At 37.8% G+C, this 26237-nt stretch carries 36 protein-coding genes and 2 tRNA genes; 13 read left to right on the forward strand and 25 right to left on the reverse strand.

The window, feature by feature from the left end; genetic code table 11:
• The 5 genes from DWW91_RS06900 to DWW91_RS06920 are packed head-to-tail and all read right to left on the reverse strand — an operon-like array spanning position 1 to position 3185.
• Positions 1–453, reverse strand: a complete 453-nt coding sequence (locus DWW91_RS06900) for a hypothetical protein (RefSeq protein ID WP_122327314.1) — start codon at positions 451–453, stop codon at positions 1–3.
• Complete coding sequence (locus tag DWW91_RS06905) at positions 450–878, reverse strand: hypothetical protein (RefSeq protein WP_122327315.1); 429 nt, start codon at positions 876–878, stop codon at positions 450–452. The genes DWW91_RS06900 and DWW91_RS06905 overlap by 4 nt, the downstream gene beginning before the upstream one ends.
• Entirely contained in the window at positions 875–1390 is a 516-nt protein-coding gene (locus tag DWW91_RS06910; RefSeq protein WP_122327316.1) for a hypothetical protein, read from the reverse strand. Before DWW91_RS06910 ends, DWW91_RS06905 begins: the two co-directional genes overlap by 4 nt.
• Positions 1390–2688 carry a phage terminase large subunit gene (locus DWW91_RS06915; protein WP_122327317.1) on the reverse strand — a complete coding sequence of 433 codons (1299 nt, stop codon included), beginning with the start codon at positions 2686–2688 and terminating at the stop codon, positions 1390–1392. Before DWW91_RS06915 ends, DWW91_RS06910 begins: the two co-directional genes overlap by 1 nt.
• Positions 2685–3185, reverse strand: a complete 501-nt coding sequence (locus DWW91_RS06920) for a DNA-packaging protein (RefSeq protein WP_122327318.1) — start codon at positions 3183–3185, stop codon at positions 2685–2687. The genes DWW91_RS06915 and DWW91_RS06920 overlap by 4 nt, the downstream gene beginning before the upstream one ends.
• Positions 3186–3342: 157 nt before the next feature.
• Here DWW91_RS06920 and DWW91_RS06925 point away from each other — a divergent pair, with 157 nt between their 5' ends.
• Together DWW91_RS06925 and DWW91_RS06930 are read left to right on the forward strand one after the other, a co-directional pair.
• Entirely contained in the window at positions 3343–4146 is an 804-nt protein-coding gene (locus tag DWW91_RS06925; RefSeq protein WP_122327319.1) for an AbiH family protein, read from the forward strand.
• A 137-nt stretch (positions 4147–4283) separates the two neighbouring features.
• Positions 4284–5666 (forward strand): AAA family ATPase, encoded by a 1383-nt coding sequence (locus DWW91_RS06930; RefSeq protein WP_122327320.1) that lies wholly within the window; start codon positions 4284–4286, stop codon positions 5664–5666.
• 128 nt (positions 5667–5794) lie between these two features.
• Here the strand turns inward: DWW91_RS06930 and DWW91_RS06935 are convergent, their stop codons facing one another.
• Positions 5795–6031 carry a hypothetical protein gene (locus DWW91_RS06935; protein ID WP_122327321.1) on the reverse strand — a complete coding sequence of 79 codons (237 nt, stop codon included), beginning with the start codon at positions 6029–6031 and terminating at the stop codon, positions 5795–5797.
• A gap of 38 nt (positions 6032–6069) precedes the next feature.
• On the opposite strand from DWW91_RS06935, the gene DWW91_RS06940 reads away from it, so the two are divergent.
• Positions 6070–6144, forward strand: a tRNA-Val gene (locus DWW91_RS06940).
• Positions 6145–6459: 315 nt separating this feature from the next.
• On the opposite strand, the gene DWW91_RS28005 is transcribed toward DWW91_RS06940, so the two are convergent.
• From DWW91_RS28005 to DWW91_RS28300, 18 genes are all read right to left on the reverse strand, one after another.
• Positions 6460–6612, reverse strand: coding sequence for a hypothetical protein (locus DWW91_RS28005; RefSeq protein WP_233584435.1), 153 nt, complete (start codon positions 6610–6612; stop codon positions 6460–6462).
• The gene (locus tag DWW91_RS06950; protein WP_122327322.1) at positions 6578–6934 is read right to left on the reverse strand and encodes a putative quorum-sensing-regulated virulence factor; all 357 of its coding nucleotides are present in this window, start codon (positions 6932–6934) and stop codon (positions 6578–6580) included. Before DWW91_RS06950 ends, DWW91_RS28005 begins: the two co-directional genes overlap by 35 nt.
• Positions 6935–6947: 13 nt before the next feature.
• A complete protein-coding gene (locus tag DWW91_RS06955; protein WP_122327323.1) occupies positions 6948–8273 on the reverse strand; it encodes a PcfJ domain-containing protein in 1326 nt (441 codons plus the stop codon).
• 3 nt (positions 8274–8276) lie between these two features.
• The gene (locus DWW91_RS06960; protein ID WP_122327324.1) at positions 8277–8675 is read right to left on the reverse strand and encodes a Cas9 inhibitor AcrIIA9 family protein; all 399 of its coding nucleotides are present in this window, start codon (positions 8673–8675) and stop codon (positions 8277–8279) included.
• 22 nt (positions 8676–8697) lie between these two features.
• Complete coding sequence (locus tag DWW91_RS06965) at positions 8698–9345, reverse strand: hypothetical protein (RefSeq protein ID WP_053078055.1); 648 nt, start codon at positions 9343–9345, stop codon at positions 8698–8700.
• The gene (locus DWW91_RS27805; protein ID WP_199722558.1) at positions 9281–9991 is read right to left on the reverse strand and encodes a hypothetical protein; all 711 of its coding nucleotides are present in this window, start codon (positions 9989–9991) and stop codon (positions 9281–9283) included. The genes DWW91_RS06965 and DWW91_RS27805 overlap by 65 nt, the downstream gene beginning before the upstream one ends.
• Positions 9988–10341 carry a VRR-NUC domain-containing protein gene (locus tag DWW91_RS06975; protein ID WP_028729673.1) on the reverse strand — a complete coding sequence of 118 codons (354 nt, stop codon included), beginning with the start codon at positions 10339–10341 and terminating at the stop codon, positions 9988–9990. Before DWW91_RS06975 ends, DWW91_RS27805 begins: the two co-directional genes overlap by 4 nt.
• Positions 10338–13148: an SNF2-related protein gene (locus DWW91_RS06980; RefSeq protein WP_122327325.1), complete on the reverse strand. Its 2811-nt coding sequence runs from the start codon at positions 13146–13148 to the stop codon at positions 10338–10340. The genes DWW91_RS06975 and DWW91_RS06980 overlap by 4 nt, the downstream gene beginning before the upstream one ends.
• On the reverse strand, positions 13142–13804 hold the full coding sequence (locus DWW91_RS06985; protein ID WP_122327326.1) for a hypothetical protein: 663 nt from the start codon (positions 13802–13804) through the stop codon (positions 13142–13144). The genes DWW91_RS06980 and DWW91_RS06985 overlap by 7 nt, the downstream gene beginning before the upstream one ends.
• Before the next feature lie 4 nt (positions 13805–13808).
• Positions 13809–14000 (reverse strand): hypothetical protein, encoded by a 192-nt coding sequence (locus tag DWW91_RS06990; RefSeq protein WP_028729675.1) that lies wholly within the window; start codon positions 13998–14000, stop codon positions 13809–13811.
• Between the two features lies 1 nt (position 14001).
• On the reverse strand, positions 14002–14427 hold the full coding sequence (locus tag DWW91_RS06995; RefSeq protein WP_122327327.1) for a hypothetical protein: 426 nt from the start codon (positions 14425–14427) through the stop codon (positions 14002–14004).
• Positions 14424–15224, reverse strand: coding sequence for an HNH endonuclease (locus DWW91_RS07000; protein WP_147426535.1), 801 nt, complete (start codon positions 15222–15224; stop codon positions 14424–14426). Before DWW91_RS07000 ends, DWW91_RS06995 begins: the two co-directional genes overlap by 4 nt.
• Entirely contained in the window at positions 15193–16143 is a 951-nt protein-coding gene (locus DWW91_RS07005) for an ATP-binding protein (protein WP_122327329.1), read from the reverse strand. The genes DWW91_RS07000 and DWW91_RS07005 overlap by 32 nt, the downstream gene beginning before the upstream one ends.
• Positions 16144–16337: 194 nt before the next feature.
• On the reverse strand, positions 16338–16622 hold the full coding sequence (locus DWW91_RS07010) for a helix-turn-helix domain-containing protein (protein WP_046145067.1): 285 nt from the start codon (positions 16620–16622) through the stop codon (positions 16338–16340).
• A gap of 2 nt (positions 16623–16624) precedes the next feature.
• Complete coding sequence (locus DWW91_RS07015; protein ID WP_046145068.1) at positions 16625–16963, reverse strand: hypothetical protein; 339 nt, start codon at positions 16961–16963, stop codon at positions 16625–16627.
• Positions 16960–17214, reverse strand: a complete 255-nt coding sequence (locus tag DWW91_RS07020) for a hypothetical protein (protein ID WP_122327330.1) — start codon at positions 17212–17214, stop codon at positions 16960–16962. Before DWW91_RS07020 ends, DWW91_RS07015 begins: the two co-directional genes overlap by 4 nt.
• Before the next feature lie 371 nt (positions 17215–17585).
• Positions 17586–17885 (reverse strand): hypothetical protein, encoded by a 300-nt coding sequence (locus DWW91_RS07025; RefSeq protein ID WP_046145070.1) that lies wholly within the window; start codon positions 17883–17885, stop codon positions 17586–17588.
• Positions 17886–17898: 13 nt separating this feature from the next.
• Positions 17899–18033, reverse strand: a complete 135-nt coding sequence (locus DWW91_RS28300; protein WP_255419288.1) for a hypothetical protein — start codon at positions 18031–18033, stop codon at positions 17899–17901.
• Positions 18034–18210: 177 nt separating this feature from the next.
• On the opposite strand from DWW91_RS28300, the gene DWW91_RS07030 reads away from it, so the two are divergent.
• The 8 genes from DWW91_RS07030 (at position 18211) to DWW91_RS07065 (ending at position 23296) form a co-directional block, all read left to right on the forward strand.
• Positions 18211–18492: a helix-turn-helix transcriptional regulator gene (locus DWW91_RS07030; RefSeq protein WP_048316132.1), complete on the forward strand. Its 282-nt coding sequence runs from the start codon at positions 18211–18213 to the stop codon at positions 18490–18492.
• 5 nt (positions 18493–18497) lie between these two features.
• The gene (locus DWW91_RS07035; protein WP_046145072.1) at positions 18498–19076 is read left to right on the forward strand and encodes a hypothetical protein; all 579 of its coding nucleotides are present in this window, start codon (positions 18498–18500) and stop codon (positions 19074–19076) included.
• Between the two features lie 482 nt (positions 19077–19558).
• On the forward strand, positions 19559–19903 hold the full coding sequence (locus tag DWW91_RS07040; protein ID WP_122327331.1) for a hypothetical protein: 345 nt from the start codon (positions 19559–19561) through the stop codon (positions 19901–19903).
• 182 nt (positions 19904–20085) lie between these two features.
• On the forward strand, positions 20086–20793 hold the full coding sequence (locus tag DWW91_RS07045; RefSeq protein WP_122327332.1) for a S24 family peptidase: 708 nt from the start codon (positions 20086–20088) through the stop codon (positions 20791–20793).
• A 67-nt stretch (positions 20794–20860) separates the two neighbouring features.
• The gene (locus DWW91_RS07050; RefSeq protein WP_028729683.1) at positions 20861–21268 is read left to right on the forward strand and encodes a hypothetical protein; all 408 of its coding nucleotides are present in this window, start codon (positions 20861–20863) and stop codon (positions 21266–21268) included.
• A gap of 33 nt (positions 21269–21301) precedes the next feature.
• Complete coding sequence (locus DWW91_RS07055; RefSeq protein ID WP_147426536.1) at positions 21302–21565, forward strand: hypothetical protein; 264 nt, start codon at positions 21302–21304, stop codon at positions 21563–21565.
• Between the two features lie 184 nt (positions 21566–21749).
• Entirely contained in the window at positions 21750–22016 is a 267-nt protein-coding gene (locus DWW91_RS27545) for a hypothetical protein (RefSeq protein WP_147426537.1), read from the forward strand.
• The gene (locus DWW91_RS07065) at positions 22004–23296 is read left to right on the forward strand and encodes a site-specific integrase (RefSeq protein WP_122327335.1); all 1293 of its coding nucleotides are present in this window, start codon (positions 22004–22006) and stop codon (positions 23294–23296) included. Before DWW91_RS27545 ends, DWW91_RS07065 begins: the two co-directional genes overlap by 13 nt.
• Positions 23297–23386: 90 nt before the next feature.
• Here DWW91_RS07065 and DWW91_RS07070 read toward each other — a convergent pair.
• Positions 23387–23457 (reverse strand) — tRNA-Gln (locus DWW91_RS07070).
• A 224-nt stretch (positions 23458–23681) separates the two neighbouring features.
• Between DWW91_RS07070 and rsfS the strand changes: the two genes are divergently transcribed.
• Both rsfS and ftsH read left to right on the forward strand, forming a co-directional pair.
• Positions 23682–24041, forward strand: a complete 360-nt coding sequence (gene rsfS / locus DWW91_RS07075) for a ribosome silencing factor (protein WP_007658988.1) — start codon at positions 23682–23684, stop codon at positions 24039–24041.
• 28 nt (positions 24042–24069) lie between these two features.
• Positions 24070–26133, forward strand: coding sequence for an ATP-dependent zinc metalloprotease FtsH (gene ftsH, locus DWW91_RS07080; protein ID WP_081615941.1), 2064 nt, complete (start codon positions 24070–24072; stop codon positions 26131–26133).
• Positions 26134–26237 lie beyond the last annotated feature (104 nt).

Here is a 26237-nt window from a genome sequence, read left to right on the forward strand (position 1 = left end):
TTATTTGTTCAATTTTATAGATTCAAACTCCAATCTCATCAAGAAACCGACACGATCCTTTATACGTTCAATTGTTTCCGGAACCTCCGTTGTATATACATCGGCTTCGGCGCCCGTACGGTAAAGCTGTGTTCCTTCCCTGGCTATTTTACGGGAAACCAAATAAGCAAAAGAATTGCGCTCAGACTGGCTATCGAAAGAGATACCTTTATCAATTACCCACTGCTTTATGATCTGATAAAATCCTGCCGGAACCTTACCCGACTTACGTCCAGTCTCCAACGTACCAAAAGCCATACGTCCGAACAATATCCCACGATTCTCTGAAATATCTGTATGCATGGAGCCAGAAGTACGGCCAGACGCTTTACGCCCGGTACTGTCAATATTGGATATTATTCGTTTCCGAAGATCCTCCAATTCTTCAAATATTATGTTCTGTACTTCTTTCATAGATTACGTTCACATATTCCGGTTATCTCTTTCAATGTCACTTCAAAGACAATGCCTGATGTCACTGCATTGAGTTTATTATATGCAACCTGGTACTTCATCACTCCACCCAAAGGTTCAAAGTATCCCGTTTCGTTCAACTTCACAATAAATCTCATGGCTAATGATTTCATCCGATCAACAACACTGTCATTGTCCTGACCGTTACCATTCAACTCGACTTTATCTAAGAATGCCAGTATCCCGTTCTGGTTGTCACGGATATTTCCATTCTTAAAGTCCAGTTCCCCGGAAGCAGGAAGAACATACACGACGGCCGGAAGTGGTGTCCTGTCAATCTCCACATTAGCCAGGGTCCAATCCTCAAAAACGAACGGTACTCCTAGTGATTCTGCAATCTGTTTCAATTTATCCTGTACTGTCATTTCTGTTTACTTATTATTTGGTTCAACCTCCTTTGATACATTCCGTTGTCATAGTCGATCTTCATCATTGCATATATCCGTCTCTCCGGCAAATCAAATACTGCTTCATGAGAAATAGACAAACGTTGAGCAATCCGATCGACAACGCCAAAAACACCGTGATCGATCCCATAGAACCCTGCTTTTACTTCTTCCGCCGTCGGATTATATTTGAATGTTTTTTCGTCACGGATTGTCATACGTTCCAGTTCCCGGTAAACAGACAGACCATAGTTGTAGACAGAGATAAAAGGCTTACTCATCACCTCCTTCTCATCTAGTCCTAACAATACTTTTTGAGGAATAAACAGAAGGTCATACCTTGTATTCATGGAGGATAAGTCAATACGTTGACCGTATGTCAGTTCTGGTATTTTCACCGGAACAAATACAGTCTCCAGCTGATCCCAAAAGTCAATACCTTTTAGCATCAGAATCACATCTTCAATAGTAGTCTTACTCGTTATCTTCATTACCAGTTATATGTTGAGTTACCCGTACGCGGGGCAACAAGTCTATACATTCCCATTATCAGCATATCTAAATAGTCCGGAGACCGCTTTATTATACCCTTCATTGCTTCCTTGCTGATGATATCCTTTTTCCGGGTATCCTTATCTACATTCGCTGCAATCAACAGCTGTAGTTCTTCAGCAATGTGTTCCGCCTGATCCGGTCGGCAAATGATCTGCAACTGCCGTTTGTCTATCATCTCAGCCAACTTGTATGCACATTCGGCTTTCAGGTTCGCATATTTATTATTGAATGCAGATGCACCATTCTTAAACTCTTTGATTCCGTTCAGATAGCTCTCCAGATAACATCCTAAGCCATCACTGTCTGCAACTGTTTGGGACCTGCCGACGCCACACGTAACCATAAGCTTTCGCAAATCTGTTTCAATCTCCCGACCAGATGATTTGTCTTTATCAATCTCGATTGAAACCCGTAAGCCTTCCCAGTAACCCGCGACAAAGTGATCTCGTCCTTTCATTGCCAGGTCGGCACTTATAGCCTTCCCGCCGATCAATGCACCGGTATTGGTAAAACAATCCATCACTGCATCGTAATCAACTAGAGAGTTCGGATCACCGTCATACTCCCAGTTACCCAGATAAAGACGTTGATACGTTACTTTGTCCTCTGTCTGACGAAGGGTATCAACATAGTCTTCTGTTACAAACGGGTTATCTTGTACTAATGCCGGTATGAATGCATACGGTGCTTTGATCTTACCGTCTTTCCAAGGCTTATAAAAAGTCTTGTATAACCAGTTCTTTTTCGGGTTACAGGTTATCAGTATTTTCGACGGGATATTATAGACATCATTCAGGTGTCGACCTGTACGAGTTTTCAACACTTCAAAAGCCAGACCGTTGATCTCTCCGGCTTCCTCTATCCATCCCCCAGTAAACTCTTTCGATCCTAACCGTTCATACATTGGGTCTTTATATGGATAATAAGTCAAATCCAGATAAATGATCTCCGAACCGTTATCGAACTTGATACCATCGTTTGTGACACGAAAGCCTGTGAACCCGTGATATTTTGCCACCTTACTAAACGTTACCGATACTGAAGCCTGTGAGTCCTTTAGATTGTTACGACCAACAAACCAGCGTGTACCAGGCAAATGAAAGGCACATTGCATCAACCATTCACACCCTAACCAAGATTTTCCACCACCTCCCGCACCGCCGTACAGGATGAATTTATGTTCACTATCCGCTAGATAGTTGTAGGCAAGCCGCTGTTTTAAATTTACCTTCATTCATCAGCTTGCTTTATTAGCTGTTCTACGTTCGGTGTCACTGGCAAGAAATTGAAACCGGTAAACTGTATCTTATTACCGCCCGTTGTCACATCAACTTTATCAACCTCTCCCAACATACGAGATATGATGTTTGCATTGAAAGCACCCACAATAGCACCTTCACGTTGTTGAACCTCTATGATTTGTTTTATCTGGGAAATGACCGTAGAAAAATCTTCATGCTTACTAGTATCAAACTGTCTGAAATATGCCTCACTGCATCCAAGATAACAGCACAACCCCGTCATGGTATAAGGACGTTGTGTCGGAACGTCAATACATTTACCTGTCTTCTTTCCACTCTTGATAGCTTCTTTTTTATACCAGGGATTTTCATCACACCAATCAAAATATTCACATGCTGCAGACCATAAGAACTCAGGAGAAGAGAAAAGGGTATCTCTTCCATGTTTACTCCTCAATTTCCAAAACTGATTATTCTTCGATGCAGCCATATCTAATATTCTTATAAAGACAAATATAAGAATAATTTATCATATTGTATATTTAATATCCGATATGACACATATATCAAAAAACAATCTAGCATTTATTAGATAATATAAATTACTTCGTATATTTGTAATAGATAACCATAGAGCATTAAATTCAATGAATAAAACTTTACTTATCATTGGCAATGGATTTGATTTAAATCTAGGTCTAAAAACAGGGTACTGTGACTTTATAAAAAGCGACTACTTCAAAAAGGAAGTTAATAACAACAATCAATTATGTAAATATCTACTTAATCAGCAAGAACTATATAATTGGATTGATATCGAAAATGAATTAAAAAAATATTCTACAAAAACAGATTCTCAGCCCAAACAAGTAAAACAAGATTTCAAAAACCTTAGTATTTCTTTAATTGACTATCTTTCTAATTTACCATATGATACAATCAATAAAGAATCAATCGCATACCAAATTATCAATAAAGTATGTAAAATGGATATTGTAATTATAGATTTTAATTATACTCCTACAACAAAGATTTTATATCCAGAAAAGGAGATAATAAAAGTTCATGGTTCCATAGAAAATAAAGATATTATATTTGGAGTAGAAGATAGAGCAGATATAAAAAAAGAACACATTTTCCTAAAAAAATCCTACAATATAAATTTTACCCCAATAGATATTTCTAATTATTTAAAAACTTCAGACACTATAATATTTTTTGGACATTCTTTAGGAGAAACTGATCACACTTATTTTAAAGATTTCTTTTTTCATACAACCTCCAATAATAATTCCAAAAAAGAAGTATATATATCCTATCATGGCAATGATAGTTATGATAATATTATGATGCAAATAGATACAATGTCATACCATAATATATACGGATTTAAAAACTACTATTCAGTAAATTACATTAATACAATGAATGAAAAACATGATCATTTGTAATACAATAGCAAACACTTCACATCGACGATCAATATTTTTCAACAGATACAGAATTAATTTAACATTATTTTTATCACATATAAGAAATCATTATATCTTTAATATATACATTTGTATAAACATAAATATATAATATCATGAAAATAAAAAAAATAAAATGGGATAACCATCCTGTCTTAAAAAATCTTGAGTTAGACTTCACGAATCAAACAACAGGACAACCTTTTGACAATATACTATTTGCCGGCGAAAATGGTACAGGAAAAACAACTATACTTGAAGCAATTAGTACATTCCTTAATCTAGGATCATTCGAATATTTTGAATATATTGAATATTTTGTAAATGGCGAATTATTGAAAGTAAAGCCATACTCTACAACAGAATATCACAAATTTGGATTTCATACTTTAGAAGACTCTACAGGAGCTAACAGTAATATAAATACTGGTAAAAATCATTCTCCTGAGCTTATAGAAAGTAATCACAAAGATATTAGACACAATGGTTGTATCTTTTCCAAGGCGCGTTCAGATTTTAAAACAGAAAAGATTACATCAACAACAACAAAAAAGTTAGATAGTGAAAAATATGAAAAAGACAATGAAGATAATTTCACTTTTTTAAAGCAGCTTCTTGTTGATATTCAAAACCAAGACAACAACGATTATTCAAAAATAAACAAGATAAAGTGGGAAAAAGGAGAGCTCCCTATGTCCTATCCTGATTTTTATAAAACATCGAAAATATATAGATTTAATGAAGCTTTTGATAATTTTTTTGACAAAATAAAATATAGCGGAATAGAAGATAAAAATGAAGAAAAACAGATACTATTTAAAAAAAACAACTCATTAATAACTATTGACAATCTTAGTACCGGAGAAAAACAAATTGTTTTTAGAGGTGCGTACCTTCTTAGGAATGCAAACAATTTGAATGGATCTACCATTATGATAGATGAACCAGAATTAAGTATGCATCCTAAATGGCAAGAAAAAATTCTACAATATTATAAGAACCTTTTTACAAACAATACAGGAACTCAAAAAGCTCAATTATTTTTTGCTACTCATTCTGAGCATGTGCTAAATGAAGCCCTAAAGGATCAAAATAATAATTTAGTAATAATTTTGAGTGATAATGCAGGCATAATTGAAAGTAAACGTATTGATACTCCGTCTGTATTACCAAGTATCACAAGTGCTGAAACGAACTACAGAGCATTTGATATTATTTCTAGTGACTATCACATAGAACTATATGGATGGTTACAACAAAAAGAAACTCTAGACACAGTGAAAGATTGTGATATATTTATAAAAAACCATCCTTTATACGATCTTACAAAACATAAAAAAATATCGTCATTCACAAATTCCAAAAGCGGATATACAACAAATTACGAGACACTCCCTACATTTATTAGGAATTGTATTGATCATCCCCTTACAACAACACCTTTTACTGAAAACGAATTAAGAACTTCTATCGAATTGTTAATAGAACTTGTAAAATAATTAAAAGTACCCAACTTGCCGGTTGGGTACTAAAAATATCAAAAAATCTCTTCTCCTGAAATATCCCCAGTCTGTAAGACTTTCAACTTTTGGTCTACTAAATGACTTACGTCCCAAACATTCACAGGCTAAACTTGCAAAATTTCAGTTATCTGTCTGGCAACTTCTTCTGTGACCGGGTTTATGGCATAAATTGCACTGGCTGAAAGGAAGCGGGTAAAACCGGACTGTTTACTAGTCGTTGGCACATCTACTCGGAGGAAATTATTCCCTGCTATGCTTTGTTCACTACATTTGCCTGCTATCCGGTTATGTCCGAATAATTCGACAATACACCATAAATTGAAATTCTCATTTGTTTCCATATCTACTATTTTATAACTTTTCTTATATTTGCCAAACTGAACCGTTAGCTCAGCTGGTTTAGAGCGCTGCCTTGACAGGGCAGAGGTCGCCGGTTCGAATCCGGCACGGTTCACTTTTTAAATATTATTTGTATAAGTTGCCAACATTATATACTACATGAAATATCTTTGTAAAGAAGATAATACATTTATGTTCATTTTAATGTCGACTTAATACTTAATTTTCAATTTTTTCGCGTTTGTTCGCCTTGCAAATAAGGTGAGCAAAAGTTCAGTCCTCTTCTAATTCCGGTATCGGCATCCAATGCGTTACTACTCCAAAAACCTTATAGGCATTTTCTCCGTAAATTACAAACCCGATATTATTGTCGCAATAATAAGCTGTAGATTTGCTTCCATATTGGCTCCTTACCAAGACGATATTTTGATCACATGGTAAACCCTTCCTTCACGCTTATCCAGGGAGATTGTTTGGTTCCGTCTACAAAACCTTTCGCATATACTTGTCGAAGATATACTTCGATTACGGCTGGTTGGTTTATCCGGTTAGCCAATTGGCTTGCTATATCTTTTAGCTTCATCTTTTTTATCTCCTAATTGCCTGATTTCTTCTTTTAAAGCATCCATGTTATCTTCAATGTACGCCTGGACTTCCGCATTACATTTCTCATTATTGTATAGCCACATCAGATATGTAGCCGGAACATTTGCCATTTTCTCACCCTTATATTTTCCCCAGGGCATAAGGGAGTTATCTTCAAGTCTCATATTTATTTCTATTGCTAGTATGTACAATTTTAAACCGTCTTCCCTATCGAAAGTGCAAATCAAATGAGTTTTGTTATTCAATCTTTTTTGAATATAGCTGTCAATATTCCTACCAAAAACAGAAACATATCTCATAACTATTACAAATTTACGCCGTCAGCCTTCGACGGATTTGGTTCATATTCTTTTTTACAAGTTCAAGTATCTGATTATGATACTTTGTATTATTATTTCCATGCCCATAACATTGATTGACCGTCATAGTCGTTAAATTTATTTCGATTGTCTCAATGTGTTTATCTCCAATTCGAGCGGAAAGAACAAGGGAATTAGTCTTTTTATAATACTCATTTGTAAATACACAATGATTCAAAGCATCCCCTTCTTCTTTAAACTCTTCAACACTACGTAGTACACGTACCACTACAACACCATCATTGAATTGAACATCAAAGAATTTACCTTTCTGTTCTTGATATTTGAGATTGTCTTCCTTCATCTTTTCAAAAAGTCGTTTCCGCCGTTGTTCTGCATAAATAGCTTTTTCACGATCAAAGGCAGCTCGTTCTTTAGCCAATTCGCGATTCCGCTTATTCATATACTCATCATGAGCATTTCTTAAATTAACAGGACAGACATAGTGAGCATTACGTAGATCCTTTTTGTAGTAACTGAGTAACATCAAATAATCAAGCCACATTTTTGCATCTTTCACAGGATAATGATTACGCATACATATTTTGATCGATGGCCAGTATCTTTTTATTTCATCATCATACCCTGCACACATTCTATAGAGCAAATCAAACTGACAGGCTTTAAGTAAAGTTTCAGCCTGGCTGTTAGTACTGATCAAATGAAAGAAGTTAAAAGGATAGGAACCGTACATTTTTCCTTTGAATCCGTATTTTCTCCAAACAGAAAGATATTTTCGAACTGGATAACATGCTTCGCATCCAACATTGTAGGCATGTTTATCTCTACCTCTCAATTCCATATCACTATCAAAACACCACCCATCAATATAATATTGATGGGTATTAGTAAGTTTTGCAAATGTTTCAAATCTACCATCAGGCAGGAGCCATCGCTGAACAACTTCCGCAATTTTATATTGTGCCTCACAGCCAAATTTGAATTCCTTCTTAATCATAAAATAACGGAATACTTGAAATCCCTGGCATGTTGTTATAATAGAGAAATACTCTGCTTGAAAATCATTCTTTCTCGTACTTGTTTCGATCTTCAACTTACTTCCACAATTGGGACAAAGATCAATTTCTCCATCTTCAAATTTCATTGTATCAGGAAAAACTTCACTACAATGAGTACAAGTAATAATACCTTTTTTCAATCGAAGACCAATACGATCAACGACATTTTCAATAGCCCATTGACGATGTTTCTCAGTAAATTTCGGTAATTGTGCGCTCAGTTTAACTACCAGCTTTTGTAATTTTGTTTTTGGCTTCATGGCTTAATCAAATAAAGATAATTGTAATTTGCTTTCTTCTCTCTTACCTCTCCCCCGCTTAACAGTGGAAAAAACAGGCCGTTCATATTGTATCGACAACTGTTCCACAGTTTGAACCTCAGGAACCTGTTTGCTACTTACAACCCGGCTTTTAACTGAATTACCTATTCTAGCATTCACTTTGATATTTTCCTCTTCGTAATAGTGTATAGCTAAGCCGAACACTTCATTATCAGTCATTACCACCTCATTACCGCGCTTCCGCGCTTCACCTAAAATATACCGGCAACATTCATCAATGCTCTTCTTGGGATTAGTAAACTTCGGAGCGAATAGTGTGTCCTCTGCTGCCCGCTGTTTCAAATAATCAGCGATTACTTCATTAAAGCTTTTTGTTCTCATAGGATATTATTTTTTAGTTTAGTTATCTTCTACTTTCTCCGTTCAACTCAATCAGGTTGAACATTTCACCACGTCGATCACGGATATAATCACCGTATTTACGTTCTACATCATTCGGATAAAGGTTTGTTGTTACATAGGTTTTTAATCCATACTGTTGCCAATAGCTGTACCGAATGTGAAATATATGCTGCATCACATTCAACTCATTCCCGAAATATTTTGCCGGGATCGGTTCACGGCCGAACTCGTCGAAACACATATCAACCGGCCCCAATGAAGACCATCCGGCATTATCCAAATACCGGCTCAAATCTCCGTGCATTGCATATTCTGTCGTAATTCGGCTACACACATACACTCGGAACCCCCTTTGTAAAGTTTGCATGAACCTGCTGAAAATATACATCAGCGTAGATTTCCCGGTACCGACCGGACCGGCTAACCACAAACCTTTTTGGATATCGAGCGATCCTGGTTGTTTCAGGAAATACAGAAACAGAGAATACACGATCGCTCTGTTTCGCTCGTCGATTACGAATGTGCCTTTGGAATAGTGATCTGCTACCCGAAGAAACAATTTCTTATAGGCCGTTAGGTCAATCTTATTTTCCGGCGTATCCGTTACCGGACGCTGGATTGTTTGTCTTACTTCCTGTACTCCTTGCATCTCGTTTAATTTTTTCGTCTAAAATCCATTTGTTTGCTAAACTATCCCAGTCAGTAACCTGTACACCGGTTCCTTTACGCCAACCCTGGGAATTGTAGTGAGAGAAAAATAACCGTCCCTGGTTCTCCCAATCTGGCAATAAGCTGCCGGAAAAGAATTTTAATACATCGTCCAGTACTGGAGGAATAAATTCTTTCTTTGCCCTACTGGATTTCTTTTTCGGCTTTTCTTCCGGAAAAGGCAAATTGTTTTCATGGGGGATTATAGGGGGGATATTATTACTTGTTTTATTTAGTTTATTTATAGGGGTCTGATTAGGTATCAGGTTAGGTGTTAAGTTAGGTGTCAGGTTAGGTATTAAGTTAGGTGTCAAAATTTGATACCTTGTTTTATCTTTTTGACCTTTTCCACCGGAAATAAATTTAATCAAACCAATCTGAGATAACCGGTTCCTGGCTGTTTTCATTGTATTCAATGACACTCCCACATTTGCAGATGTTCTATCATCCGAATGCGTCCAGTTATCCGCCCAGCCTAAACGATTTGCTGTTTTTACCAAGTAAAAATACAGTCTCGTTTCACAGCAGGAGAATTGCCATTGCTCATCCAATTCCCAAAACCGATTTATTAATTCAATATAATTCATCGCTCAATACCTAAATAGTTCTTGACCTCTTTCATAAACTCATTCAATGACCGGCAGACAACGTATTTATTGCCTGCCGCCTCCGCTACCCTCTGCCAGTCCTTCTGCGAATCCTGCTGCGTACCTTTCTTATACTTCATCTCTATGCAAAGGCTACCGTGACCACCTTTTGGAAAAAGTAAAATAAGATCAGCAACACCAGCCCGAACACCCTGCCTTTTGAGATTGGCCGCTTCTATCTTGTTACGTCGGCCACCGTTCGGAACAGCGAAAAGAAGCAGTTTCAATTTTGGAAATTGTAGATTGAACCACTCTATACATGAAGATTGCAGACCTGCCTCACCTTTCATATTGCATTGCTGAATAGTGCACCATCCAGACGACGATCGAACGGGGACGTGCTTATTTCACTTTTCTTGATTCCTGACTTAGCAGACATTTTCAAAATCATTGCATCGACAGTTTTCTCCGGTACCTGATCATCTGTTCCGGTTACATCGTTTGCTATGTCTTTCTTTGTCTGAATAATATCCCATATCGATTCATCAATTGTATTTTTTCCAAGGAAGTAATAACAATTCACACTATTCTTTTGACCAATACGGTGCGCTCTATCTTCCGCCTGCTCGCAGTCGGCAAACGTCCACGGGAACTCAACAAAGGCAACACGGCTGCTAGCTGTCAATGTAAGACCTACCCCTGCCGATTTATAATTACAGATGATAAGGTTACATTTCGGATCATTCTGAAACCGATCAACAGCATCCTGTCGTTCCTGGCTGGTATTGTCTCCAACGATGGTAACTGCATTAGGGAATACTTTCTTTATCTCCTGTACAACCTCTTTGAGGAAGGCAAAAACAATTAGCTTTTCACCGGAATCTATTATGTCCTGGATGAACTCAACAGCTGCCGATATTTTCCCTCTAGCTGCAATTTGTCGGAGTTTCTGCATTTGTACCATCACTTTACCACGTTCGGCCCGTCGTAACTTTTCATCATCAGCATTTTCATAAGCAGCCAGATAACTAAGCAGATCATGTTCTGCATCTTGATATTCTTTTCTGTTTGTGATATCCACATTCACGACCTGACGCATCTTATCCGGCAGCTGATCCAAAACCTTTGCTTTCTCCCTCCGGAAGAAACCGGTATTCCATAATCGCCAGTTTAGCATCTCCAAATTACTTGCCTGCCGTGGCCCCTGCATAAAGTTTGCTTCAAAACTCTTATATCCTCCGAAATCATCCAAACGATTCATAATCTTTAATTGCTGGATCAGATCACCCGGACCATTGATCGAAGGTGTTCCAGTGAGCAGGAAACGATATTCCTTTCCCTGGCATAACTTGTAACAAATCTTTGATTGCTGTGTCTTACTTGATTTACATCGGTGGCTTTCATCAATGATCACACACTTAAACAAACTGGCTACCGGCTTTAGCTTAATCGACCGGGTTACACCACCGGCAAAGTCTTCAACAAAAAACTTTTTCAATGATTCATAATTCGTAATGAATACATCACAGCATCCCATTTCGTAATACCGGTGCCAGTTGTTTTTATTCCGATCATCAAGGATAATCGCATCTTTTCCTGTGAATTTCTTCCATTCCCGTTGCCAGTTGATCTTTAGACTGGCGGGACAGATCACCAATACCGGCCATGTTTTTGCTATAAAAGATGTACCGATAGCCTGAAGGGTATTATGAGTTACCACAAATTCATCTGTTAAATACAGTTCATCTGGAGCATCAACCTTGATGCACCGACACTCTTCCTTCCTATCCAGTTCTATATTCTCTATATAACGTGAACAATAGTTACCTCTCTGGATTTTATATCGCTCAGCTTTACGCACTGTACTGAATGGATTAAACCTTGTTACAATTGCGACCTGATATTCGATAGATTTTCCTTCATTCATGCGATCATATTCCCTTATATGAGCCAAGCCACCTAACGATTGAACCAGCTCTACAACATTATCACATAATTTGCGACTCATTGAGTGATAGATCATTCGTGCCCTTCCACTTGTGATAGACCCATCTGTATCCATCAGACCACGAAGTAACTCAATACGCTGTTCTATATCACCATACAAGTATTCGTTAGGTATAAACTTATCTTCCGATTTGACATCAATATTCAAACGACGGATCTCGGCTAAAAAATGATTCACATGCTTACCATCCGAATTACATATACAGTATCTTGGACAAGTAGCAATATTATCGCCTCTTAATCGCATGTAATCAGGAAGAAGTTTTTTTATCTTTTGGTGAATGTCACTGTCAATATCAGGATTACTGAGACAAACAACACCATTGCATAAATTTCCATCACCAATCAAAGCGCCAAGGATATATGGATGTATTATGTAATTCTTATGCGGATACTTAACCGGATCACACACAGGAATTTCCCAGCGTAATATTGGCTTACGACCACTTGCTTTGCGGCTTGGTGAAATATTCCATCTAAGTCCTTTTTTTAAAATATCCTCCGTACTCATCGTCTTCCATCCTTGATTACGTTTTCTCATATTCACATCCCTGACATTCCACAAATGCTCAAGACCTGCATAACATACAGCACCATCATTGAATGTAAACCGATATACATCTTTTACTCCATGATCGAATATACCGGTAACATGATAGACATTTCCATCCCGTCCAAATAGCTCATCTCCTGCCCTTAAATCCCCCATCTTCCGAAATCCCGATGGAGTGGCAATTAGTGCACTGTAAGGTTCCATTTTTCCTAAACCTGGTTGATCCCCAAAGAAACACCGCTTTTTCTGTAAAGCGTAGGCAATGCCTTGTTTCTGATATGGGAAAGGTTCTATCTTTAACCCATGTGGTGAAATTAATTCCGGCATCGGAGGGAGCGTATAATGAACGTCCGGTCTTGAAGCCTGAGCTCCTTTTTGTACGCTTTTCTCATAGCCTTTTTTCACAGCCCAGTTAGCGAATATGTCGACATAGGCCTTTTGAGTATACTTTCCAGGTGGATAAAAACTTTTAGGTATCACCCACATATTTAGTTTGCTGTCAAACTTCCATCCAGGAATACGTTTAACAACATCAACCATTAGCGGATGATACTTAAATTGCAGGAAATAATTCTTTTCGTCTTCTTGGATTAACATGCAGCTGCAGTTGCAAGAGGTTCACTTTTCTGTTTACGTCCTCGCTTCGGTTTCTCAACTGTGATTGGAGTAACCACTCCGGTATCCGTATCTACCATTTTTCCAGCATCAAACGGAGCGTCCGGCACTGCTTCAAAGTCTAGCGTCGTTTGAGTGATAGCAAATTTTTGATTGAACAAATATTCTTTTACTTCATAAATCACAGCCTGTACAGCCAGGTTCAATTCATTAATATAAGGATATTCAAATTCACTATCCGATGATTCCAACGCCTGAGCTGGAGAACTGAAATCAACTGAACCACCAATTTGAAGATACCGTTCACCCATCAAAATGACCGTATCGGTACTACTATCATTCTTTCCCATTTTGATACCGTAAACATCAGCATTCTTAAAATCATCGTCGTCACCAGTCAGATTGTCCATTCCAACAATCGCAGCTCGCTCACTTACTTTATCGGATTCTTTCATTTCTGTGAGAAGAATAAAATGAGGAATCAGTTTCTTGAAAGCATTTGTACAATCAATATGTGCCGGTATCTCAGACTTAACAACGATATCCTTGTCACCCTCCGGACGGAACTCCGTATAAGTTACTGTCAACTGACGACCATTCAAAACGGCCTTTTTAATTTTAGGTTCTCTTTCTTCCATACTATCAACGAATTAATGTGTTATACTTTTCCGGACATGTGGTCATTACTATTGCAGAACCAATCACTAACCGGGTTAATTTTTTCGCTTTCAACAACCTTTTTTCAGTGGCTTTTACTGATTTTACTAAAGTCTGTTTAGCGGTTTCACTCTCATGTTCATGGGCGAGATTCCCAATCTTAACCTGTTTTTCCATCTTAATACCTTATGTGTTCATACCTGTTTGTAAATGAGTTGAAATATTGATCGTCCGGAGACGGTAACCTTATACCGAATTCGCTAGCGGCATCCGCCTGTACTTTGTTGAGAAATACAGTCATTTCAGCCGTATTAAGTTTCGATGTAGTCCGGACGACAATTTCCTCTTTACCATTAATGAATACATTTCGCCAAAGGAACTTTTTACAGTAATATTCATATACATCTTGTTTCAGTGTACCTGTTTCATCTTCTATACAAGTAAGCCACATCCACATGAGGGCGTTTTGGTCAACAGTGCGTTTCTTAACTTTCTTCTTTATTTCAAGCGTATATTCACCATTGGCAATCAGATTGAACATAAGTTCGATCGGTTGACCCAGCCACTTGATCACTCCCTGTTCCTTGACAAATCGCGTTTTCATATTTCAGCAAAAATCTTTTTATCAGTGATTTGATCCCGGTTCACTTCCAAAAATTCAATAAACCTTTCACAATGCCGGGCTAATAGCCCCTGGCTTTGCTGATGATCGTATTTATAAAGTTCTGGGTATTGTACTCCGGTAATGAGAGGAGTCCGGCTTGTGCCTCCTTTCAGATGATAAGCAGTGTACTCAAAAGAATCAATATCTTTAACAAGACCGGAAGAGATAAGGCAATAAGGATACACATGTCGTTGCCAACCTTCTGAGTACTTTCCAAACTCATACCGGGAAGTTGTCTTAATATCGTACACCCTATTACGGTTCAGCTCATCAATGTATCCGTACAACTCAACGGTTCCGTATTTTGTAGGGAGAACAGCTTTTACAAATAACTGGCTAACAGACCCATGAAAATATTCTGCTGCCTTACAGCAGAAACGATAAGAAAAATAAAATGTTCTGTTGTTGTATGTCGCTGTAACTACATCGGCATTGATATCCTCTATGATCTGAGTTCTTACCGGTTTTCTATGGATAAAGTAATCAACAATATCATTGAATGCTGTACCCTTATCTGCGGCTTCTGAATCGAACGGAACCCGGTTAATACTGTCGAGTAGAGACTGTTTCATTTCAGTCTCTATCTCTTCATACGTCTTTTTATAATCTCCTGTCTCCTGATCTTGATTGAAAAAATGCTCAAACTCACGATCCACATGCAGATACTTTTCAAACTGATCTAAAAGAGACGGGTAGAATTTATACTTAAGCTGTTGCTGCGGCATCGGCTGATTCATATTTCTTAGTTAATTTGTTCAACTTTAATCCCAGGCTATTACATTTATCCCGGATCATCAGACCGGCTTTCAGTTTGCTATCCCAAATATGTTGTAGCTTTCCCATGTTTTCAGTGACACCGTTGGCGGTATCAGCATCAACAATCAACTCTACATTTTCCTTTACCACATCAATCAAAGCCTCATAATCATTACTGATATCTGCCTGCTTTTTCAAATAAGCCTGATAGCTATCGAATATACTTGATAAGAAAATGTTTTGTCCGGTAACATTGCCAGAAGCATCAATAATGATTGGTATCTTCTGCATGGGCGGAAGATTACATGTATTCTTTGCATAGAATTTCTCAGTAGGTGACCAACTAATTGTACGCTCACTACCTATCGCTTGCATGTAACCAACCAGATCGAGTTCTTTAATCAGGTCCCCAGCAGACGATCCGCCAATCTCTGGACGGACAATCCGGTTCTCTCCATCCTTCTCCTCCCGTTCATGAGCGACAAAAATTAAATGTTTACCCATCATTGAACATTGAGAAAGAAAATTGATAAACATTGTCTTACGAACTCCATAGCCTTTCAAAGAAAGGGAACCGTCACGCTGTCCCATCTTCGGATCGTTTTTGATAATATAGGCAGACATAAAATCCAACATCTTCCCGGCAGTATCAATAACGATTGTTTTAAATGGAGATAAATCTTCCTGCAATGCCTCAATCACCATGTCCCAATTTTTCACCTGTAACGTCGGACACTGAAAAGCGCCATTCACACGCTTTACACCTCCATCAAAATCCAATAATACCGGAGAAGGAGTAGACAAACCTAATGTTGACTTACCGAGACCTGGCTGTCCGTAGATCAGCGCTTTGATTGTTGTAGAAACTTCCAGTTCGGAAGGTTGTTTGAATAAACTCATAGCTTGAAAATTAATTTGTTAGTAATATTATTTAGTATTCTCTTTTTTCTTCAATTGTTTTTCTGTCACAATAACCGATACTCCAAATACACACGCCCAGAAAAAGACATTTCCAGGTTCCCATTTATCTGCGTTACACACAAGAAATAAGCATCCGAAAGACAGGAAAAAGAATAGGAAGGATAATAGTAGTTTCATTGTGATTTTCGATTTAGGTATTGTGTTATATCACTCTCTTTATACATCACCTTTGCCCCTATTCGGGTAGGAATCAATTCGCCACGTTTTTCTAAATTATTCATTGTCCGGTCTGTTACCCCTAACTTTTGAGCGGCTTCTTTCAATGTTATCAGACGGTCTTCAAATTGTCTTCGCAAGGGAGAAAAACGCTTATCTAAAACCTTGTCAACAGCAATCTCTATCAAATTAGCCAGTTCTGTCACAGGCATTGATATCATTAGTACAGCTTTAGTATCCATTATTATGCAACCATTAATTCATATTCAAAACGTCCTCTTATCCTCCGGGCTCTACATGCAACCTGATCCCAATTTCCCCAAGTTGAAAGAAAGAGAGATAGAAAAAAGATTGCTAACATTTGCCGGGCATCTTGCAGATTAAATTCAATCCCATATATCAACCGGAAGAATTCTTTTATCAATCCAATCTGGGTAGTTACACCCAGTTTGGCCATTGCCGACTTTATCTGATTTTTTTCGGTGTGTTCCGATACACAGCGTTTATCGGCAGCAACCTTTACAACCTCATGTTCGGCCAGGTAAAGTACTGCATCCGTTTCCGAAGCGGTTAACGGAATCATATTTGAGACAGTTTTCTTTTAAGTTCCTCCGCCATCTTTTTGCGTTGAGCAACTTTAGGTTTTAGATACGCGACAGCCTCACACAAAACTTTGTATTCGGCATCATACCATTTCTCTTCATCAGGGCCTTTCTCATGTTTCATCATAGTATTAAATGTCTGGTGTGATACACCAGCTCGTTCACATATGGCCTTTTTATCTCCGTACTGTTTGTTTATACGGATAAATTCAATTGCTTCTTGTGTAGTCATAATTAATTTATTATTGATTTGTGTGGTCAACCGGGAGTCGAACCCGGTAACAAGCCTGGCAGAAAAATGAATATATTGTCAAATAATTTTGTTTACTCCGCTACACTTGTGACCGCCTGCTCTAAGTTGGTGTTCTCTCCTTCATATCGCAGACTCATTTAGTGGGTTATTTACTCGTAACCAGCGTGCCTTCACGCCTTAACGGTTACATATCATATCTCGTAGTACGTCAAAGATCGTTTTCAATGTGGACGGTGCCGGTATCGAACCAGCCTCTTTACATCGTGCGCACTCTGTAATGTTTCATCCCAGATTACTGACCGCCCGTGTGCCGGGACTCTCACCCGGCTGAACCTTATTTTAGTCAATCATTAGCCTGCTTCACAGCGGTTTTCTACTTTGGTAAATTTGTTTCCTATCAGTGTATATCCGATGCGAAAAGCTTCATCAACAACAAAGGCATACAATCCAGCAAACTTCTTCGTGTTTATTGCCAATGTTTCAGTTGAATAGAATTTGTCTGAATAGACAACCTCATAATCCCGATCGGCACGTTGTACATGGACTGAAAAATATTTCTGGTTAGTGAATATTGCAATCGTAACTTCCGTTCCGAAACATTCACATTGTACCACTTGTACCATCTTTAAAATATCTCTTAATTCATTCATGGCTACCTCCTTCCTACACCCAGAAATCAATGATGTACTGAACAGCCTCTACTTTGCTGTCAACGTTATACTCTCTGCATGCTTCTTCTTCTGTCATGCTTACTAAAGTTTCAATTTCCGCTTTCATTAGTTCAATCTTGTTACTCATATCGTTTACTTTTTTATCAAATTGACTATATCAGGTTATTTACTTTTCTTATATTTGCTATTTACTTTGTGTTGTGATTATTGTTTGTTGTTAATCACATTGCAAATATACAATCATTTTTGATTGTCTCAATTAATTATGATTGTTTTATTAGTTAATTATATTTAATTTGATTTTATGACTTTAAGAGAGATATTGAAAAAAAAAGGCATTACATATAAAGTTGTATCCGACGCCTTAGGCATACACCCTAATAACATGCCTCGTTACGATGATTTAATGAAACGTAGCGTAGAGGAAATTATAACCATTTCCAAAGCCACCGGGATTGAAGTATCAGAATTGATTGGATTTTCATTGCCAAAGCAATCAGAAGAATTTGCTCCTATCACTAACGAACGACTTCTTTCTATCATAGAAAGTCAACAACGAACTATTGAGAACCTCTCTAAAAAATAAGAGGTATGGATCTTAATAAATATATACCTATAAATACAAATGAAAAAGTGGATGCCATAATAGACGAACTATTACAGCGAAAACCACCAATATCTATTGAATTTGACATTCTTAAGAGAATAAATAAGTTCAAGACTCAGCTATATTTTAAAGAAAGATTTAGCGAGATAAAACCTTTGATTTCTAAAAAGGTTGTTAATAACCAATCTATAATAAAACAACTTAGGTCTAATGAAATTGAATATTCGAAAACAGAATTCAAATTAGCTGCACTACTTTCTAATTTACCAATATATGAGATTAGTAATCTTATCGGAATTCCATCTAATACTCTTATTCGCATTATAAAACAACGAAATAAAGATTGTCCTCTTTTTGATAAACAGTCACTTTTGAATGACAAATACATATCTTCTTGCATGGAGTTCTTTTTATCAACTTATGAAGCTAAACAAAATAAGGATAAACGGGAAAAACTACAACAAGAATTCCCTAATAGAAGATTACTTGAAGAAAAATTTAAGCCTTCTTTTGGAAAAGAAGGAAATTATAGAAAACTCATTTATTATGGACCAAAAACGTAATCAACGTGTACCCCGCACCCGATCAAACGGTAGACTTAAAGTCATGCGAGGCTATATTATCATGTAATACGGTCTTCTTACCCACCACCGCAAGGATACCTGCAAAAGGATTACATTTTTTATACTCATTACAAGATCGAAAACAATTAAACTACATTGCGAGCTGGAAATATCTTTCCTCTCAATCTTTTCATTCATATAGCCTTGTTTACATCCCCTGCATGTATCACGGCATTTCTGCTAACATACGCTTAATTCAACAAGGTCTTTCATGACACCTAACTCAAAGATCGAATTGGATACTTTTTTATCAAATTGACTACATTTAGTCATTTTGAATGATTATATTTGCTATTTACTTTGTGTTGTGATTATTGTTTGTTGTTAATCACATTGCAAATATACAGAATTATTCGACAATAATACAGAATTGAAAAGAATTATTCTGTATTTAACCTTTATTAAATTAAAACCATATACTTATGGATATAAAAGAATTTGTAAAAACTTCTGTAAAAGAGATTATTACAGCAATAAACGAATTACAAGAGGAATTTAAAGATACAAATGCAATTGTGTCTCCAAGATATGGAGATCATAAGGGTAAAGGCTACTGCCATGATGCTGAATGCTACATTGATGAAATCAGTTTTGATCTATTAGTAAATGCAGTTGACAGTTCAGAAAAAGGCGGAACAGGAACAATTAAAGTAGTTTCTGGTAATATAAAGAATATATCAAACAAAGAAGAGTCTAGCAGGATAACTTTCTCAATACCTTTAATTTATCCTACTATTAAATTCAAAAAATTTACAGATCAATCTTGAGTTTTGTTGCACTTTATAAAATCATAAAGTTTTTCTGCTTCACGAAGTGGAAATTCACATTTTGATAAACAAGCATATTTTACACAAAACTTACGTAAACAATGATTATACAGTCTAATAAAAAGCTCTATCATAATTATTAAAATTTAGTTCATACAAATATATACAGAATTATTCGACTAATGGATAAAAATATTGCTATAAAAATAATGAATGAGGTTTTATCTACATTAGATAAAAAGGCTAGTGAATTAGCAAAAGCTATTGACTTAAAAAGACCTCAAGCTATATATGACATACTTAATCCTAATAAAAAAGTAGGAATTAGTAAAAATATGGCAGAAAGCATTTGTCAAAAATTCCCACAAATAAACAAAACATACCTTCTTACAGGAGAAGGCAGCATTATAAAACCAATACAGGAAGAAGTAACGCAATTAACAATAGGAGGTGTTATGATGGTTCCACTCGTCAACCAATATGCACAAGCTGGCTATATGATGGGTTGGGCTGACGTAGCCTACATTGAAACACTTCCTAAAATTCCGTGGATTGTTGACAAAGAATATAAAGGTAAGTACATCAGCTTTGAAGTCAGAGGCGACAGCATGGACGACGGCATGAAGCACAGCTATGAACAAGGGGATATTTTGCTTTGTCGGGAAATAGGCTGTGATTACTGGAAAAGCAAATTACATATCAACGCATGGGATGCATTCGTCATCGTACACAAGACAGATGGTATTGTACTCAAACAGATTGTTGACCATGATGTTGAGAAAGGAATAATTACCTGTCATTCTTTCAATCCGATTTATCCAGACTTTACGGTGGACCTCAGAGATATAGCGCAACTATTCAATGTGGTCAAACAACAAAAGAATAAGTAAAACAATATGAGAAAAAACATGGCATAGAAGTGCCTAAATAAAAATCACTAATTAAACAATTGAAAGCATGAAGAAAACATTTTTACTATTACTGACCATTATTGCATTATCTAGCTGTGTCACTAGAAGCTATTATGTTGAAACAGGAAGTATTGATTATAGTCAATACACAAAAGAAGGATTTTTTATGACAGAAGCTTCATCCGTATCATTCAACTATGAGCCAGTAGCATCTGTATATACTATTATATATAGTGGAGAGGACAAAGAGTGGGCAAAAAAACACAAGTCGAAAGAAAATCCATTTCCATCCAATCGCAGAAGGGCAACATACACAGATGGTATAGATGCCATATATAAAGATGCTGTCAGCAAAGGTGCAAACGGCATTATTGGTCTTAAATATCATGCAATATACGACGGTATATACCTTGATTATATCTATGTGGAAGGCATGGCTATTAAAAAGAAATAAATGCTTTATATCTCCTATATAAAAACTAAGAATATGTTAGCGAACGAGAAGATTACAGAAAACAGGATTATAACCGACCGATTCCTGGCTATCATGTACCAGCTGATCGGACTAAGGATAATAAAAACAAAAAAACAATTTGCGGAGTCCGTCGGCCTCGCATCCTCTAACATATACCGTATGGAGATTGAAAACACAATGAATGTACCCTTGTATGCTATTCGCATGGCATACGAGCGGTACAATATAAATCTTGAATATATATTTACCGGAAAAGGAAAAATGTTTAATGAATAACCGCTCTATTGCCATCTGTTACGGTCAATACACACGTTCAGAGGACAAAGAACATCACTGCTGGGTCAACAACCGTTGTCCGGGCTGGGGGTGCCGTAAACTTAATGCAATCGGTCCACAAAACTCATGTCCGGCCAGTGCTTTTAAATTTTGGTACTCATTTGGCAAGTTCACAAACAAAAAAATGAAGTTCTGGAAAATTGATAAAGAAGAGCTACTCAAACAACTAGAAAGGGAAATAGAACGCTTTGAAGTAACCGAATGCCCGGCATTCAATATTGACAAAGCAAAAGCTATGATCGCATCATTCCCGGATACGATACACATCGACGGAGATAAGTATGTATTATTGGAGGATTCCAAAACAGGAAAAGTACTAGGTATCTCACATTGGGATGATCCGGATGATTATTTAAACATGGACGATTACGATGTAAAATGGCAGGACTAGAACCCAAATTCATACTCAAAGAGCCGAATAAGAAAGCTCGTACACTCATATATATCCTTCTCAACTGGAAAGGGAAACGGTTAAAAGTGTCAACCTCTGAAACTATTATTCCGGAGTACTGGGATAAGGACAACCAGCGTCCAATATCGAATAAAAAACAATTAAGAACCCTTGCTCCCATCTTACAAAAGGAACTTAGCATTCTTTCCATCAAGTTAGACGAGATTGATCTGTTCGTTAACGACCTAATCCTTGACCTAAAAAGAGACAAGACTGTATCACTCGACACGATACAGAAAAGAGTCTTAGAATTTTTAGGTCGTAAAATGATCGAAGAAGCAAAACCGGTTAACTTCATTGAATATTTCACGTCTATGGTCACCCGGATGGAAAACGGTACATATCTAACCGACAAAGGGACAAAATATTCTCCTAACACTATCAAATCATACAAATCAAACCTATTGTTGTTGACTGATTTTGAAAAAGAGATCGGTTGCATTAATATAGAAGAAATAGATATTGATTTTTACAACAGTTTGCTCCAATATTGTAATCAGATAGGATTCCGAACCAATACAACAGGATCTGTTATAAAAAGAATAAAAGCAGTACTACATACAGCTTTTGAAGAAGGAATAAGTAAAAACACTATATTTCAATCAAACAACTTTAAAGCTGTCAAAGAAAAAGTTTATAACATATACCTCACATCTGAGGAATTGAAAAAGCTGATAGACTTACCGCTTTCCGGAACATACGAAAAATACAGAGATGTATTCCTGATCGGTTGTTATGTAGCACAGCGCTACAGCGATTACAGCAGAATCTCTCCTGAACATATTCAAACAACAGGAAACGGAAACAAGGTCATTGACCTAATACAAATCAAAACAAAGCAACGCGTATTGATCCCCTTCTTATTTCCAGAGCTTGACACCTTATTACAGAAATATGATTACAAAGTACCTAAAATAGTAGAACAGCCATTCAACCGAGCACTAAAAAAAATCGGAGAACTGGCCGGTATCGACAAAGAAGTAGTTTTGACTGAGAACATAGGTGGTGAAACCAAAGAGCGCCTGGTAAAAAAATACGAGTTGATTACCTCACACACCGCACGCCGTACCGGTGCAACAAATTTATTTTTACTTGGCTACTCCGCTATACAAATAATGAAAGTAACCGGACATACTACCGCTGAAAGTTTGATGGATTATATAAAAGTCTCATTGGAAGAGAATGCTGATAAAATGGCTACCCAAATAGAAACTGAGTAAACAATCAGAACAAAATGTCCCCTATTATGTCCCCCGTAAATGAAAAATTCCTTGCAAGCTATAACTTACAAGGAATAATTTTTAAAGTTGTTGTTCTACCAGGGCTCGAACCTGGAATTTCAGGACCAGAATCTGACGTGTTACCATTACACCATAGAACAATTTTTATTGTCTCGAGTAGTATGTTTCTCGATTACGGGTGCAAAGATACGGACATTTTTTATTCTTGCAAATATTTCGAGAAAAAATTTCATCAAAATAAACATTTTTCTTTTTCTCCTGTTTTGAATTTACAGGGTTTATACATATATTAAATAGAGAAAGCATGCAGATAATAAATTAAGAAGTATATTTGCAACTTCGAAAATTATTCAATAAAAAATAAATGGATCAAACAAAAGAATTAGTAAACACAATTGTTGAAGGCCTACAAGAGAAAAAAGGCAAAAATATTGTAACCGTAGATTTAACCCAACTATCCGGAGCCGTATGCCAATATATGGTCATATGCGAAGGGAACACTCCTACTCAGGTATCAGCACTTTCTGATTCCGTGTGGGATTTCGCGCGCAAAAAAGCGGGTGAGAAACCTTTGTCTATCGATGGCAACCAAAGTGCCCAATGGATAGGGATGGATTATGGCACGGTTCTTGTACACATATTCTTGCCGGAGCAACGCGAGTTTTATAATCTGGAGACCCTGTGGTCTGACTCTAAAGTCACCCAGATCCCGAATCTCGATTAAGCCGGATTAATATTATCGAATTCAAAGTATGGAAAATAAAAACGACATGTTTAATAAAGTGCCGAAGAACAATAAGCCTAAAATGTTCAAGTTTAACCTGTATTGGATGTACGGGCTAATTTTTATGATGCTTATTGCTCTGTATCTGACAAACGATTCCTCGGCATCGAAAGAATTGGGATGGACCGAATTCCAGAAACTGGCCCAGGATAATGTCTTTGACAAAATGGCTGTCTACAACAAGAAAAATCTGGTGGAGGCCACTGTCAAGAGCGGTAAGAAAGCATTAGTCTTTAAAAGTGACAGCACGACTTTAGGCACAAACCCAAAAGTGTATGTCAAAATACCGTCAGCAGACAAATTTTCCGATTTTTACGACAAAGCGGTAACAGAGAATCATATCGATACTCAAGTACGATATGAAGAAGGCGACGATGCCATATGGAATTTTTTGGTTTCTTTCGGACCGATCATCCTGATCATTGTTGTGTGGATCTTCCTGATGAGAAGAATGTCAGGCGGTGCAGGCGGTGGTCCGGGCGGGGTATTCAGTGTCGGCAAAGCAAAAGCACAACTCTTTGATAAAGATAACGACCGGAAAGTGACATTTAAAGATGTGGCAGGTTTGTCAGAAGCCAAGCAAGAGGTGGAAGAAATCGTCGCATTCCTCAAAAATCCGGAAAAATATACCGAATTAGGTGGTAAAATACCTAAGGGCGCTTTATTGGTCGGTCCTCCGGGAACAGGTAAGACATTGCTTGCAAAGGCAGTAGCCGGTGAAGCGGATGTTCCTTTCTTCTCACTGTCAGGTTCCGACTTTGTCGAAATGTTTGTCGGCGTAGGTGCGTCACGTGTCCGTGATCTGTTCCGCCAGGCCAAAGAGAAGTCCCCGTGTATCGTGTTCATCGATGAAATAGATGCCGTAGGCCGTGCCCGTGGCAAAAATGCCAACATGAACAGTAACGACGAACGCGAAAACACCTTGAACCAGTTGCTGACAGAAATGGACGGTTTCGGCTCAAACAGCGGTGTGATCATCCTGGCTGCCACTAACCGTGCAGATATTCTGGATAAGGCGTTGCTCCGCGCAGGACGTTTTGACCGTCAGATCAGTGTGGAACTGCCGGACTTAAACGAACGTAAAGAGATATTCGGCGTGCATCTGCGTCCGATCAAGATAGATGAAAGTGTTGATGCAGAATTCATGGCTCGCCAGACTCCGGGATTCTCTGGAGCCGATATCGCCAATGTTTGTAATGAAGCAGCATTGATAGCGGCCCGTGGCGGTAAAAAGTTCGTTCAGAAAGATGATTTCATGAATGCGGTAGACCGTATTGTCGGTGGTTTGGAAAAACGTACTATGATAACAACCGCGGACGAACGGAAGAGTATTGCTTATCACGAAGCAGGCCATGCCACATTAAGCTGGTTCCTTGAACATGCCAATCCGTTGGTTAAGGTGACTATCGTACCGAGAGGTAAAGCATTGGGAGCAGCCTGGTATATGCCGGAAGAACGCCAGATCACCACCCGCGAACAAATGCTCGATGAGATGTGCGCAACGCTGGGCGGACGTGCAGCAGATGAATTTTTCCTCGGTAAAATAACGACCGGAGCATCCAATGACCTGGAACGGGTAACCAAGCAGGCTTACGCCATGGTTGTCTACTTCGGTATGAGTGAAAAACTTCCTAATCTGAATTATTACGATTCGAGCGGTCAGGACTGGGGATTCACCAAGCCGTATAGCGAGGAGACTTCCCGCATGATCGACCAGGAAGTACAAAGAATCATTACCGAACAATACGAACGCGCGAAAAAAATCCTGTCCGACCACGCAGAAGGACATAACAAACTGGCGCAAGTCTTGCTCGAACGCGAAGTGATCTATACGGAAGATGTTGAGCATATCTTCGGCAAACGGGCCTGGATCTCACGCTCACAGGAAATTCTGGATTTGCAGGAAAAGGCAAACAACGACAAGCAAGTTGCCGCCGAAGAAACAAAAACGGATGAAACAACTCCCCAATCAAGCGACTACAAAGTTCGGGCTGTACCGGCAGGAACCAATGAGACTGACAATATTGCCTGACAAACATACATGGGATAAATAAAAAGAGACCGGACAGTTCTTTCGTAAAGATACTGTCCGGTCTCTTTTTATTTAGATTTATTCTTTATCTTTGCACGGAAAAT

Origin of the sequence: Parabacteroides sp. AF17-3 (assembly GCF_003635445.1) — a bacterium.
Lineage (GTDB): Bacteria > Bacteroidota > Bacteroidia > Bacteroidales > Tannerellaceae > Parabacteroides > Parabacteroides goldsteinii.

What these genes read in the sequence shown, in the direction of transcription:
- DWW91_RS06900 (WP_122327314.1), bottom strand. Translation starts at nt 453, where the DNA reads ATGAAAGAAGTACAGAACATAATATTTGAAGAATTGGAGGATCTTCGG.
- DWW91_RS06905 (WP_122327315.1), bottom strand. Translation starts at nt 878, where the DNA reads ATGACAGTACAGGATAAATTGAAACAGATTGCAGAATCACTAGGAGTA.
- DWW91_RS06910 (WP_122327316.1), bottom strand. Translation starts at nt 1,390, where the DNA reads ATGAAGATAACGAGTAAGACTACTATTGAAGATGTGATTCTGATGCTA.
- DWW91_RS06915 (WP_122327317.1), bottom strand. Translation starts at nt 2,688, where the DNA reads ATGAAGGTAAATTTAAAACAGCGGCTTGCCTACAACTATCTAGCGGAT.
- DWW91_RS06920 (WP_122327318.1), bottom strand. Translation starts at nt 3,185, where the DNA reads ATGGCTGCATCGAAGAATAATCAGTTTTGGAAATTGAGGAGTAAACAT.
- DWW91_RS06925 (WP_122327319.1), top strand. Translation starts at nt 3,343, where the DNA reads ATGAATAAAACTTTACTTATCATTGGCAATGGATTTGATTTAAATCTA.
- DWW91_RS06930 (WP_122327320.1), top strand. Translation starts at nt 4,284, where the DNA reads ATGAAAATAAAAAAAATAAAATGGGATAACCATCCTGTCTTAAAAAAT.
- DWW91_RS06935 (WP_122327321.1), bottom strand. Translation starts at nt 6,031, where the DNA reads ATGGAAACAAATGAGAATTTCAATTTATGGTGTATTGTCGAATTATTC.
- DWW91_RS28005 (WP_233584435.1), bottom strand. Translation starts at nt 6,612, where the DNA reads ATGAAGCTAAAAGATATAGCAAGCCAATTGGCTAACCGGATAAACCAA.
- DWW91_RS06950 (WP_122327322.1), bottom strand. Translation starts at nt 6,934, where the DNA reads ATGAGATATGTTTCTGTTTTTGGTAGGAATATTGACAGCTATATTCAA.
- DWW91_RS06955 (WP_122327323.1), bottom strand. Translation starts at nt 8,273, where the DNA reads ATGAAGCCAAAAACAAAATTACAAAAGCTGGTAGTTAAACTGAGCGCA.
- DWW91_RS06960 (WP_122327324.1), bottom strand. Translation starts at nt 8,675, where the DNA reads ATGAGAACAAAAAGCTTTAATGAAGTAATCGCTGATTATTTGAAACAG.
- DWW91_RS06965 (WP_053078055.1), bottom strand. Translation starts at nt 9,345, where the DNA reads ATGCAAGGAGTACAGGAAGTAAGACAAACAATCCAGCGTCCGGTAACG.
- DWW91_RS27805 (WP_199722558.1), bottom strand. Translation starts at nt 9,991, where the DNA reads ATGAATTATATTGAATTAATAAATCGGTTTTGGGAATTGGATGAGCAA.
- DWW91_RS06975 (WP_028729673.1), bottom strand. Translation starts at nt 10,341, where the DNA reads ATGAAAGGTGAGGCAGGTCTGCAATCTTCATGTATAGAGTGGTTCAAT.
- DWW91_RS06980 (WP_122327325.1), bottom strand. Translation starts at nt 13,148, where the DNA reads ATGTTAATCCAAGAAGACGAAAAGAATTATTTCCTGCAATTTAAGTAT.
- DWW91_RS06985 (WP_122327326.1), bottom strand. Translation starts at nt 13,804, where the DNA reads ATGGAAGAAAGAGAACCTAAAATTAAAAAGGCCGTTTTGAATGGTCGT.
- DWW91_RS06990 (WP_028729675.1), bottom strand. Translation starts at nt 14,000, where the DNA reads ATGGAAAAACAGGTTAAGATTGGGAATCTCGCCCATGAACATGAGAGT.
- DWW91_RS06995 (WP_122327327.1), bottom strand. Translation starts at nt 14,427, where the DNA reads ATGAAAACGCGATTTGTCAAGGAACAGGGAGTGATCAAGTGGCTGGGT.
- DWW91_RS07000 (WP_147426535.1), bottom strand. Translation starts at nt 15,224, where the DNA reads ATGAATCAGCCGATGCCGCAGCAACAGCTTAAGTATAAATTCTACCCG.
- DWW91_RS07005 (WP_122327329.1), bottom strand. Translation starts at nt 16,143, where the DNA reads ATGAGTTTATTCAAACAACCTTCCGAACTGGAAGTTTCTACAACAATC.
- DWW91_RS07010 (WP_046145067.1), bottom strand. Translation starts at nt 16,622, where the DNA reads ATGGATACTAAAGCTGTACTAATGATATCAATGCCTGTGACAGAACTG.
- DWW91_RS07015 (WP_046145068.1), bottom strand. Translation starts at nt 16,963, where the DNA reads ATGATTCCGTTAACCGCTTCGGAAACGGATGCAGTACTTTACCTGGCC.
- DWW91_RS07020 (WP_122327330.1), bottom strand. Translation starts at nt 17,214, where the DNA reads ATGACTACACAAGAAGCAATTGAATTTATCCGTATAAACAAACAGTAC.
- DWW91_RS07025 (WP_046145070.1), bottom strand. Translation starts at nt 17,885, where the DNA reads ATGAATGAATTAAGAGATATTTTAAAGATGGTACAAGTGGTACAATGT.
- DWW91_RS28300 (WP_255419288.1), bottom strand. Translation starts at nt 18,033, where the DNA reads ATGAGTAACAAGATTGAACTAATGAAAGCGGAAATTGAAACTTTAGTA.
- DWW91_RS07030 (WP_048316132.1), top strand. Translation starts at nt 18,211, where the DNA reads ATGACTTTAAGAGAGATATTGAAAAAAAAAGGCATTACATATAAAGTT.
- DWW91_RS07035 (WP_046145072.1), top strand. Translation starts at nt 18,498, where the DNA reads ATGGATCTTAATAAATATATACCTATAAATACAAATGAAAAAGTGGAT.
- DWW91_RS07040 (WP_122327331.1), top strand. Translation starts at nt 19,559, where the DNA reads ATGGATATAAAAGAATTTGTAAAAACTTCTGTAAAAGAGATTATTACA.
- DWW91_RS07045 (WP_122327332.1), top strand. Translation starts at nt 20,086, where the DNA reads ATGGATAAAAATATTGCTATAAAAATAATGAATGAGGTTTTATCTACA.
- DWW91_RS07050 (WP_028729683.1), top strand. Translation starts at nt 20,861, where the DNA reads ATGAAGAAAACATTTTTACTATTACTGACCATTATTGCATTATCTAGC.
- DWW91_RS07055 (WP_147426536.1), top strand. Translation starts at nt 21,302, where the DNA reads ATGTTAGCGAACGAGAAGATTACAGAAAACAGGATTATAACCGACCGA.
- DWW91_RS27545 (WP_147426537.1), top strand. Translation starts at nt 21,750, where the DNA reads ATGAAGTTCTGGAAAATTGATAAAGAAGAGCTACTCAAACAACTAGAA.
- DWW91_RS07065 (WP_122327335.1), top strand. Translation starts at nt 22,004, where the DNA reads ATGGCAGGACTAGAACCCAAATTCATACTCAAAGAGCCGAATAAGAAA.
- rsfS (WP_007658988.1), top strand. Translation starts at nt 23,682, where the DNA reads ATGGATCAAACAAAAGAATTAGTAAACACAATTGTTGAAGGCCTACAA.
- ftsH (WP_081615941.1), top strand. Translation starts at nt 24,070, where the DNA reads ATGGAAAATAAAAACGACATGTTTAATAAAGTGCCGAAGAACAATAAG.